Below are 11,815 nucleotides of genomic sequence, written 5' to 3'. Positions count from 1 at the left end.
TAATAATTAAAAAAACACACCTTAATTCATTACGGATCACACGTCTCTAATATGTGTCCTTAATAAGGTGTGTCAAAATTATAGATTAAAGTAAAAATATTAACCTAAGTATTCTTCAGGAATGACTGGTTCAATTTTATCATCAGCAATTTCTTCTAAAGCTCTACCAACTGGTTTAGCTGAATGATAATTTTCAATAAGTGCTGTTTCATGTTTTTCGTCTAACTCGCGCGCTCTTTTCGCGGCAGTAGTTGCGATAAGATATTTAGAATTAATTTTTGCAGTAAGTTGGTTTAACGGTGGATTTAACATTATTTTTTTGCCTCCAATAACATTTTTCTATATTTAGCTTCGATGCGCTCTCTTTTTAAATGTTCAGCTTCTACTATAGACTGAATTCGATTTTTAGCAAGTTCAACTTCATCATTTACGACTACATAGTCATATAGATTCATCATTTCAACTTCTTTACGTGCTTCGTTAACACGACTTTGAATTTTCTCATCTGATTCAGTGCCTCTGCCAACTAAGCGCTCTCTTAAGTCGTCAAGACTTGGTGGCGCAAGGAAGATAAACAATGCATCAGGAAATTTTTTTCTTACTTGTTTTGCGCCTTCAACTTCTATTTCCAAGAAAACATCGTAACCTTGATCCATAGTATCTTTAACATATTGAACTGGCGTACCATAATAATTGCCTACATATTCCGCATATTCAATAAATTGATCGTCCTTAATTAACTCTTCAAACTGCTCTTTCGTTTTGAAAAAGTAATCTACACCATCTACTTCACCTTCGCGCATGTTACGAGTAGTCATTGATATAGAGTACTTATATGAAGTAGTGGGATCATCAAAAATCTGTTTTCTAACAGTTCCTTTGCCAACACCAGAAGGACCTGAAAGAACAATTAGCAATCCTTTTTCATTATCCATGCCTTACGACCTCTCTAAGCTATTCTTCTATTATTTAAATATAATATCATACCAAACTAAAGAATGTATAGAGTCACTTAATAGTTAAAAACTATTTAGTGACTCTTAATGCATTAACTTTAGTTAATGTAATCCATTAATTCTCATATTGATAAATAGTACGCCTTAATGCCTTCATATCAATTAAATTATTTTACTTCTATTATTCACCATTTTATATTTTATAAAACTAAAACAATGACCGTATAAACAACGCATGTTAAAATGTGATGAATGAAAATTTTTAAGGTGGCAGATAAATATGGCATATGATGGCTTATTCACTAAAAAGATGGTTGAATCACTTCAAAGTTTAGTTTCAGGCCGTATTCATAAAATCAATCAACCGGAAAACGATACTATTATTATGGTAGTACGACAAAATCGCAAAAATCATCAATTACTATTATCAATTCACCCTAGCTTTTCAAGGTTACAAATTACTGATAAAAAATATGATAACCCATTTAATCCACCTATGTTCGCACGTGTCTTTCGTAAGCATTTAGAAGGTGGCTTTATAGAAAATATACGACAAATTGGCAATGACCGTCGCGTTGAAATTGATATAAAAAGTAAAGATGAAATCGGCGACACAATGCATCGTACAATTATATTAGAAATTATGGGTAAACACAGTAACCTTATTCTTGTAGATGAAAATCGTAAAATTATTGAAGGATTTAAGCATTTAACACCAAATACTAACCAATATCGTACGGTAATGCCTGGGTTTGAATATGAAGCTCCTCCAAGCCAAAATAAGTTAAATCCTTACGAAATTTCTGGACAAGAGGCTCTAAAATATATTGATTTTAATTCAGGTAAAATTTCTAAACAATTATTAAATTCATTTGAAGGGTTTAGCCCACTTATTACAAATGAAATAGTTAGTCGCCGACAATTTATGACGCAAGATACGCTACCTGAAGCATATGATGAAGTTATGGCTGAAACTCAATTATCTCCGACCCCTGTTTTTCATAAAAATCATGAGACAGGCAAGGAAGATTTTTATTTTATGAAATTAAATCAGTTTTATGATGATGTAGTAGAATATGATTCACTTAACGATTTACTCGATCGTTATTATGATGCTCGAGGAGAGCGAGAACGTGTTAAACAACGTGCAAATGATTTAGTAAGATTTGTACAACAACAGTTGCAAAAACAACAAAATAAATTAAGTAAGTTAATTGATGAATATGAGAGTGCTAAGGATAAAGAAACTCAACAACTTTATGGTGAATTAATCACTGCAAACATTTACAGAATTAAACAAGGTGATGAATCGGTAACAGCACTAAATTATTATACTGGCGAAGAGGTAACCATTCCGCTCAATCCAACCAAATCACCTTCAGTAAATGCTCAATACTACTATAAGCAGTATAATCGTCTAAAAACACGAGAACATGAATTAGATCATCAAATACATTTAACGAAAGAAAACATTGATTACTTTTCAAATATTGAACAACAATTAGAACATATTACTGTTGACGATATAGATGATATTCGTGACGAATTAGCTGACCAAGGTTTCATGAAACAGCGTAAAAATACTAAAAAGAAAAAGAATGCGCAAATTCAACTACAAACGTATCGCTCAAGTGACGGAGATACGATCTTAGTCGGTAAAAATAATAAGCAGAATGACTACTTAACAAATAAAAAAGCACAAAAATCTCATATTTGGTTCCATACTAAAGATATACCAGGTTCTCATGTCGTTATCTTAAATGATAGTCCTAGTGATGAAACAATTAAAGAGGCTGCAATGTTAGCTGGTTACTTCTCTAAAGCAGGAAATTCTGGTCAAATTCCAGTAGATTATACAGAAATTAGAAATGTTCACAAACCTTCAGGTGCAAAACCTGGCTTTGTGACATATGATAATCAAAAAACATTATATGCAACACCTGACTATGATAAAATTCAACAAATGAAAGAATCTTAATAAAAAACTCCGTACGATAACCTTGATAAGTTACCGTACGGAGTTTTTAATATATTTTATTCTTATTCTGGTAAAGCGAGTTGGAAACTCACGCCAAACTTGTCTTGCACCCATGCAAATTCTCTAAAAGGTGGCATTTCAGTTTTAGGCATTAGAATAGCGCCTTCTTTTTTCAAACCACTAAATAAACGTTCCATTTCCATAGCATCCTTAACAGTGACATATAATGACATGGCAGGGTTCATAGGTAATTCTTCACCATTATTAGCATCAATTGCCATAAATACTTGACCATTTAAAGTAAAGATAGAGTGTTGTACTGATCCTGGAGTACCAGGGCCGTCTTCATCATATTTAACCATCGTCAATATTTCACTATCCTCGAATAAACTTGTATATAACTTAATTGCTTCTTCAGCTTGGTCGTTAAACATAAGAAATGTTGTTATTTTAGGTATTTCCACTTTATATCTCCCCTAGTTTTAAAAATTTAATTACTTTACCAATTTAAGTATCTCGTATATTATTTTAACATGATAACTCTTATAATGTAGAATATCGTGATACAGATAAAAAAAACTATGTCTTCGTTTATTTGATGATTTATAAGATCGCTTACCCTAATCTTATTCTCACATAACAATATGAATATAATATTTTATATATAGGGAGGTTTACGGAAGATGTTAATTCACTACGGTTTACCCATTTTAATATTATTAATTGTTTTACTAATCGGTTGGTTGCTCACTAAAGTATTTATACGCTAATGAGAAAGAGCCAAAGTCTTGAAATTCCAAGTACTTTGGCTCTTTAGATTTTCATATTTAATTTTCGCCTATAATTGACCTTTATGACGTAAACTTTCTTTAGCTCTTTTAAATATATCACCAGAATGTGTAAACGCATTATCATTTACTGATTCTGAGAAATCTCGAACACTTTCGTCAATACTTTTTAAGTTTTTTGGGGTTCTATAATCATCTTGTCTTTTTAGAAAATCATTACAATGCTTCATCGTAATATAAAGATGATTATTTTCATCTCTTTGAGTCATTCACTTTCCCCCTTTATAAACTTATCTTATGACAAGTTGTCTCTCCAATCAACTAAAGTCTGAATATCATCTTCAGAAATTTTTCCTTCTTCCCTCGCAACTTCAATTAATTCATTATAATTACTTAAAGTATAAAACGGAATTCCTGCTTTGTGGAATGTATCATCTGCTTTTTTCAGACCATACGTGAAAATTGCTACCACACCAAGTACATCAGCACCAGCCTCTTTTAAAGCTTCTACAGCTGTTACTGAAGAACCACCAGTAGAGATCAAATCTTCAACAACTACAACTTTTTTACCTTCGCTTTTAGCGCCTTCAATTTGATTCTGTTTACCATGGCTTTTACTTTTAGAACGAACATAATTCATTGGTAGTTCCATCTTTTCAGAAATATAAGCAGCATGAGGAATACCTGCAGTTGCAGTACCAGACACAATTTCTACCTCTGAAAAATGTTCATCTATTAAGCGTGCTAAACCATCTCTAATAGCATTACGCACTAACGGATAACCTAGAGTGACACGATTATCACAATAGATTGGAGATTTAATCCCAGAACTCCAAGTATATAAATCATTCGGAGACAAGGAGACTGCCTCAATATCTAATAAAGCTTTTGCAATTTCTTTAGCCATTAACCTAACCAACTTTCTTTGATATTTTGATAGCTCTCTACAGGACGATCACTTTGTGTTATAGGTCTCCCGACTACTATATGTGTAGATCCTAAAGTTTGCGCTTCTTCGGGAGTAGTAATACGCTGTTGATCATTTTGAGCCACGCCCTTAGGTCTAATTCCGGGAGTGACTTTCATAAATTCAGGACCTAATTCTCGAGAAATTAACTCAGCTTCAAGTGGTGAGCACACCACTCCGTCTAAACCAGCTTTATGAGCAAGGCGAGCATAATTCAGTACCGCTTCATCAATAGTCGTATGAATATTTTGCTCTTCATGCAACTGTTGTTCAGTAGTAGAGGTAAGTTGCGTTACTGCAATAATTTTAGTATTTGGATTAATTTTACTTAAACCTTTTTTAGCCTCTTCCATCATTTTCACACCGCCAGCTGCGTGAACATTAACTAAATCTACATCTAATCGCGCTAATCCTTCCATAGCTTTACTTACAGTATTAGGGATATCATGCAATTTTAAATCTAAAAAGATATCATGGCCTCTCTTTTTTAGAGATTGAATAAGTCCAGGACCTGTTTGGTAAAACAATTCCATACCAACCTTGACACACAATGGTTCATTAAATTGGTCTAAGAAGGTATTCACTTCTTCTGCAGATTTAAAATCTAATGCAATGATTGGTAAATTTCTCATTTAAATACTCCTTCAATCATTCATTCTTTGTATTACATATTTCTCATCGTGAAAGTCATACTTTCAATTACGTTAGTCAATGCACTTGCAGTATCAAGTGATGTCAGACATGGTACACCATTTTCAACAGTTGTACGGCGGATTTGGAATCCATCACGTTCAACCTCTTTACCTTTCGTCATCGTATTAATAACGATTTGTACTTCACCATTTTGAATACGAGTAAGTAAATCATCTTCGCCACCGATTTTACCTACAACTTCAACAGGTATTTGATTGTCTTCAAGTTTTTCAGCTGTACCTTTTGTTGCTAAAATTTTATATCCAACTTCATTTAAGCGATGTGCTATTTTCACGATTTCATCTTTATCACTTACTGTCATTAATACTGTTCCGTGATCTTTTACTTCTACACCGCTACCTGTAAGTCCTTTGTAAAGCGCCTTTTCAAGAGTAAGATCTTTACCCATAACTTCTCCAGTTGACTTCATTTCAGGTCCAAGCGTAATGTCTACGTTCTTCAATTTATTAAAGCTAAATACAGGAGCTTTAACGAAGACGCCCTCAGAGTATGGTTGAATTCCTTGATGATAACCTAAATCAGCTAATTTATGTCCCATAATAGAACGCATAGCAAGTTGTGCCATTTGAATGTCAGTAATTTTACTCAAGAATGGAACCGTTCGACTTGAACGTGGATTAACTTCTAACACATAAACACCATCATGAGCGATGACAAATTGTATGTTGATTAAGCCAATAATATTTAATCCTTTAGCTAATTTAATTGTATAATCTTCGAGCGTATCAATCTCTTCTTTAGTTAACGTTTGTGGTGGATATACTGCAATTGAGTCACCACTATGCACACCAGCACGTTCAATATGTTCCATAATACCAGGAATAATCACTGTATCTCCGTCACAGATAGCATCTACTTCGATTTCTTTACCTGTTAAATAACGGTCAACAAGTACTGGATGTTCTGGACTTGCTTTAACTGCTTGTGTCATATAGTTTTCTAATTCTTGGTCATTATCTACAATTTCCATAGCACGGCCACCTAATACGTAAGATGGTCGAACAACAACTGGATAACCAATTTCACGCGCATTATCGAGTGCCTCTTTAGGAGATGTAGATGTTTTACCTTGAGGTTGTGGCACTTCAATCTGACGTAGTAACGCCTCAAATTCTTTTCTATCTTCAGCGCGATTTAGATCTTCTAAAGAAGTTCCCATGATTTGAACACCATGTTTAGCAAGTTTGTCAGCTAAATTGATGGCAGTTTGTCCACCAAATTGAACAACAACACCTTTAGGTTGTTCTAAATTGATGATATTCATTACATCTTCTTCAGTTAATGGTTCAAAGTATAATTTATCTGATATTGAGAAGTCAGTAGATACAGTTTCAGGATTATTGTTTACAATAATAGCTTCGTAGCCTGCATCTTGAATTGCCCATACAGCATGTACAGTAGCATAATCGAATTCTACACCTTGACCAATGCGAATAGGACCTGAACCTAATACGAGAATTTTCTCTTTATCCGTTACAACAGATTCATTTTCAGATTCATACGTTCCATAATAATAAGGCGTTGTCGATTCAAATTCTGCTGCACATGTATCAACCATTTTATATACAGGTTTAATATCATTTTTCACTCGTAATTGGTAAACATCGTCTTCATTCATATCCCAACGATGAGCGATTACTTTATCGCTAAAGCCATAATCTTTAGCATATTTAAGATATTCCAAATCACCTTGATGTTCTTTTAATTCGTGTTCAATGTTGATGATGTTTTGGAATTTATTTAGGAAGAAATAATCAATTTTCGTCATTTTATGGATTTCTTCTAAAGTTGTACCTTGGCGAATAGCTTCTCCAATAAAGAATAGTCGTTCATCATCTTGGTGACCAATACGTTCTTTAATGTAGTCTAAATCAAAGCTCTCACCATTTGGTAAACCTAAGTGATGCACACCATACTCAAGTGAACGAATCGCTTTAAGTAATGATTCTTCGTAAGTACGTCCAATTGCCATGACTTCTCCAGTTGCTTTCATTTGTGTACCTAGTTCACGTTCACCTTTTTCAAATTTATCAAATGGGAAACGAGGAATTTTAGAAATAACATAGTCCAATGTCGGCTCAAAAGCTGCATAAGATGTTCCAGTAATAGGATTTAACATTTCATCTAAAGTTAAACCTACTGCAATTTTCGCTGCTAATTTAGCAATTGGATAACCTGTAGCTTTAGAAGCTAAAGCTGATGAACGAGACACTCGAGGATTCACTTCAATAATGTAATAATTGAGAGAATGTGGATCTAGAGCTAGTTGTACATTACAGCCACCTTCAATACCTAATGCTCTAATTACTTTTAATGACACATCACGTAACATTTGGTATTCAACATCTGACAACGTTTGACTTGGAGCTACGACAATGGAATCCCCTGTATGTATACCAACTGGATCGATATTTTCCATGTTACAAACAACAATGGCATTATCATTTTTATCACGCATGACTTCGTATTCAATTTCTTTATAACCTGCTATTGATTTTTCGATTAAACACTGTGTAGCTGGACTATAATGTAATCCATTACTTACAACTTCTTTTAAATCGTCATCGTTGTAGCAGATTCCACCACCAGTACCGCCCATAGTGAAGGCTGGTCGAACGATGAGTGGATAACCCACTTGTTCTTTAAATTCAAAGGCTTGTTCTACAGTATTAACAATGTCACTTTCAGGTACAGGGACATTTAAATCATTCATTAATGTTCTAAACATTTCTCGGTCTTCAGCTTGTTGAATAGATTCAAGCTCAGTTCCTAAAAGTTTCACATTATTCGCAGCAAGTACGCCACTATCGTGGAGTTGAATTGCCATATTTAAACCAGTTTGTCCACCTAGAGTAGGTAACAATGCATCTGGTTGCTCTTTACGAATAATACGAGCAATAAAATCATGAGTTAGCGGCTCAATATAGACTTTATCAGCAATTTCTTTATCAGTCATTATTGTCGCAGGGTTAGAGTTAACTAAGATGACTCTATATCCCTCTTCTTTAAGAGCAAGACATGCTTGCGTACCTGCATAATCAAATTCTGCAGCCTGACCTATAATAATTGGTCCTGAACCTACTACTAAAATTGTTTGAATATCGTCGCGTTTAGGCATTAAAATGACGCTCCTTTTCTTTGAACTCATTCATCATCGTTATAAACTCATCGAATAAATAGTTTGAATCGCTTGGGCCCGGTCTTGCTTCAGGATGATATTGTACTGAGAAAGCAGGTAATTGTTTATGTCTCAAACCTTCAACTGTCCCATCATTAAGCGCAATATGTGTCACCTCTAAATCAGTATTTTCAAGTGAATCACGATCAATAGCATAGCCATGATTTTGACTGGTGATGTCTACTTTACCTGTTCTTAAATCCTTAACAGGATGATTAGCACCACGATGACCGAACTTCATTTTGAAAGAAGTGGCACCTTGTGATAAAGCAAAAAGTTGATGTCCTAAGCATATTCCGAAGAATGGTATTTTACCTAAGATACCTTTGATCATTTCGATAGCAACTTCAACTTCATCTGGGTCTCCAGGACCGTTAGATAACATCACTCCATCTGGTGACATGCCTAAAATTTCTTCTGCTGTTGTATTGTATGGTACAACTGTTACATTACAACCACGTGTATTTAGTTCACGAACAATGTTTTGTTTCTTACCAAAGTCGAGTAAAACCACACTTAAATCTGAACCTGTTGATACGTATGGTGTTTTAGTAGAGACTGTTTGAACTTCATCTCTTGGTAATTCAGCAGTTTTTAAATGTTCTACAAGCGCTTGAATGTCATCTTTATTATCTGTAAATCCAGCTCTCAATACACCGTGTTGGCGAATCTTACGTGTGATACTTCTTGTATCCACGCCAGAAATACCTGGAATATGATATTGAACAAGTACTTCGTGTAATGTTTTTTGGTGTCTAAAGTTACTAGGATGTGTGCTTGCCTCTTTCACTACTACACCATTCAATGTCGGTGTCAATGATTCAAAGTCATCACGGTTAATACCATAATTCCCAATTAATGGGTAAGTAAATGTAATGATTTGACCTGTATATGAGGGGTCAGAAATAGTTTCCTGATACCCCGTCATTGCAGTATTAAATACGATTTCGCCTATTGAAAGATCATCTGAACCTAAGCGATATCCTTCATAATAAGAGCCATCTTCCAGTACAAGATAACGTTTTTCAAGCATCTATTTTTCCTCCTCAAATACTACTTCGCCTTTAACCATTGTTAAAATCGGATTACCATAAACTTTTTCACCGATAAATGGTGTATTGTCCGCTTTAGATAAGAAGTCTTCACTTCTGATTTCTTTATCATTATTTAAATCTATAATTGTTAAATCAGCATAACTATCTTTATGCAATTTACCATAGTTTAAATTAAAGATTGTTGCAGGTTTAATAGTGAAATAATCCACTAACTGTTGAAGTGACCAATTACCTCTTCTTACAAAGTGAGTGTATAATAATGGGAAAGCTGTCTCACTACCCACGATACCAAACGGTGCTTGAGTCATTGGTTGATCTTTTTCTTCTTTTGCATGTGGCGCATGGTCAGTTGCTATACAATCAATCGTTCCATCTAATAAACCTTCTAATAATGCTTCTCGATCTTCTTTACTTCTTAATGGTGGGTTCATTTTATAGTTTGCATCATCGCCTGGTACATCATTTTCAGTTAAAAGTAAGTGATGTGGAGTTACTTCTGCAGTGACGTGAATGCCAGCTTTCTTAGCATCTCTAATCACACGTACACTTTCTTTAGTAGAAACGTGACATACATGATAATGGCAACCAGTAGCTTCAGCTAATAAGACATCTCTAGCGATCTGCACTGATTCAGCAATGTTTGGTATACCTGGAATACCAAGTTCTTCACTACGTTTACCTTTATGCATTGCGCCACCATAAATCAAGCTATTATCTTCGCAATGTGCTACGATTGGTTTCTTAACGCGTGCTGCTTGTTTCATAGCCGCATACATCATACTAGCTTGTTGAACACCTACACCGTCATCTGTAAATGCGAATACCCCTTCTAGTGCTAACTCTTTGAAATCAACAAGTTCTTTTCCAGCTTGTCTTTTAGTAATAGATGCATAAGGTAACACACGTACTTTAGCTGTTTCTGAAATTCTTTGTCTTAATTCTCTAACATGTTCAACTGAATCTGGAACTGGTCTTGTATTAGGCATTGGGCATACAGTAGTGAATCCCCCTCTTGCAGCTGCTTTTGTACCAGTTTCAATTGTTTCTTTATGTTCCCCACCTGGCTCACGTAAATGCACGTGAACGTCAACAAATCCTGGTGCGATTAAATTTCCTTTAGCATCGATAACTTCAATATTAGGAGATGAAGAATTGATTTTACTACTAATTGTTTTAATACGTTTACCATCAATTAAAATCTCAGTATCTTTTAAAATTCCGTTTCTTAAGATTTTTCCATTTTTGATTAATTTCATTTTAAAATAACCCCTTCCTATTTTAAAAGCGCGCTTATAACTGCCATTCTTAAATACATCCCATTTTCCATTTGTTTGAAAATACGTGATTTGGGTGCTTCTACTAAATCACTTTTAATTTCGACTCCTCGATTGACTGGAGCAGGATGCATGACAATGGCTTCATCTTTTAATTTATCATATCTTGACTGAGTTAACCCATATTGTTGATGATATTCCTCTGCCGCAAAATTAGCTTCACCAGCAATGCCGTGTCTTTCGTGTTGAACTCTTAACAACATCACAATATCGACTTGATCAATCACATCATCTATATTAACGTATGGCGCCTCTAATGTCTCATCTACCCATTCTTCAGGACTAGAGAACATGACATTTGCACCTAATGCTCTTAAACTATGATAATTACTTCTGGCTACTCGAGAGTTTTTAATATCACCGCAAATTAACTCATTCAACCCATCAAATGACCCATACTCTTCGTAAATAGTCATTATATCTAGCAAACTTTGCGTAGGATGTTGACCACTTCCATCTCCTGCGTTTGCTATAGGTATATTAATGTTTTCTAATTCCTCGTAATAAGCATTTTGAGAGTGACGAATGACTAATAAATTAACTCCAATACTTTCTAATGTTTTACAAGTATCATATAACGACTCGCCTTTTTTAACTGAAGAGGTACTCGTTTCAAAACTCACTTGTTTTAATCCTAATTTGAGTTCAGCTACTTCAAAACTACACTTTGTTCTTGTTGAATTTTCAAAGAATAAGTTCGTTACATACGTATCATTAAACTGCGGTAAAGCTCTTTCACCTGATTTATACTGGCTTGCAGTTGTAACTAAATCATATATTTCATCCGTTGATAGATGTTCCATAGATAATAAATTTTTCATATAGCGCCCTCCTAATGGATTAAA

At 34.5% G+C, this 11,815-nt stretch carries 11 protein-coding genes; 1 reads left to right on the top strand and 10 read right to left on the bottom strand.

Translation table 11 applies throughout. From position 1 onward, the window contains the following. Positions 1 to 99: 99 nt before the first annotated feature. Positions 100 to 312 (bottom strand): DNA-directed RNA polymerase subunit omega, encoded by a 213-nt coding sequence (rpoZ, locus tag CM54_RS02925; protein WP_037548794.1) that lies wholly within the window; start codon positions 310 to 312, stop codon positions 100 to 102. Continuing rightward, positions 312 to 935 carry a guanylate kinase gene (gene gmk / locus CM54_RS02920; RefSeq protein WP_002435146.1) on the bottom strand — a complete coding sequence of 208 codons (624 nt, stop codon included), beginning with the start codon at positions 933 to 935 and terminating at the stop codon, positions 312 to 314. Before gmk ends, rpoZ begins: the two co-directional genes overlap by 1 nt. Positions 936 to 1,236: 301 nt before the next feature. Here gmk and CM54_RS02915 point away from each other — a divergent pair, with 301 nt between their 5' ends. After that, positions 1,237 to 2,934 carry an Rqc2 family fibronectin-binding protein gene (locus CM54_RS02915; protein WP_037548792.1) on the top strand — a complete coding sequence of 566 codons (1,698 nt, stop codon included), beginning with the start codon at positions 1,237 to 1,239 and terminating at the stop codon, positions 2,932 to 2,934. Between the two features lie 62 nt (positions 2,935 to 2,996). Here CM54_RS02915 and CM54_RS02910 read toward each other — a convergent pair whose 3' ends face one another. From CM54_RS02910 to CM54_RS02875, 8 genes are all read right to left on the bottom strand, one after another. After that, complete coding sequence (locus CM54_RS02910; RefSeq protein WP_002435165.1) at positions 2,997 to 3,398, bottom strand: VOC family protein; 402 nt, start codon at positions 3,396 to 3,398, stop codon at positions 2,997 to 2,999. 374 nt (positions 3,399 to 3,772) lie between these two features. Next, the gene (locus CM54_RS02905; protein WP_030065305.1) at positions 3,773 to 3,991 is read right to left on the bottom strand and encodes a hypothetical protein; all 219 of its coding nucleotides are present in this window, start codon (positions 3,989 to 3,991) and stop codon (positions 3,773 to 3,775) included. A 26-nt stretch (positions 3,992 to 4,017) separates the two neighbouring features. Further along, entirely contained in the window at positions 4,018 to 4,629 is a 612-nt protein-coding gene (gene pyrE, locus CM54_RS02900; RefSeq protein WP_030065303.1) for an orotate phosphoribosyltransferase, read from the bottom strand. Beyond that, positions 4,629 to 5,321 (bottom strand): orotidine-5'-phosphate decarboxylase, encoded by a 693-nt coding sequence (gene pyrF / locus CM54_RS02895; RefSeq protein ID WP_037548790.1) that lies wholly within the window; start codon positions 5,319 to 5,321, stop codon positions 4,629 to 4,631. Before pyrF ends, pyrE begins: the two co-directional genes overlap by 1 nt. Positions 5,322 to 5,353: 32 nt before the next feature. Further along, complete coding sequence (gene carB, locus CM54_RS02890; protein WP_037548788.1) at positions 5,354 to 8,521, bottom strand: carbamoyl-phosphate synthase large subunit; 3,168 nt, start codon at positions 8,519 to 8,521, stop codon at positions 5,354 to 5,356. Continuing rightward, positions 8,514 to 9,614, bottom strand: coding sequence for a carbamoyl phosphate synthase small subunit (locus tag CM54_RS02885; RefSeq protein WP_002435087.1), 1,101 nt, complete (start codon positions 9,612 to 9,614; stop codon positions 8,514 to 8,516). Before CM54_RS02885 ends, carB begins: the two co-directional genes overlap by 8 nt. Further along, complete coding sequence (locus CM54_RS02880) at positions 9,615 to 10,892, bottom strand: dihydroorotase (RefSeq protein ID WP_002435237.1); 1,278 nt, start codon at positions 10,890 to 10,892, stop codon at positions 9,615 to 9,617. 17 nt (positions 10,893 to 10,909) lie between these two features. Then, positions 10,910 to 11,791: an aspartate carbamoyltransferase catalytic subunit gene (locus CM54_RS02875; protein WP_037548785.1), complete on the bottom strand. Its 882-nt coding sequence runs from the start codon at positions 11,789 to 11,791 to the stop codon at positions 10,910 to 10,912. Between the last annotated feature and the right edge of the window lie 24 nt (positions 11,792 to 11,815).

This window comes from Staphylococcus sp. TE8 (genome assembly GCF_000692055.1).
Classification (GTDB): Bacteria; Bacillota; Bacilli; order Staphylococcales; family Staphylococcaceae; genus Staphylococcus; species Staphylococcus capitis.
The sequence above is the reverse complement of the archived record's forward strand: the minus strand, read 5'-3'. Positions and strand labels throughout refer to the sequence as shown.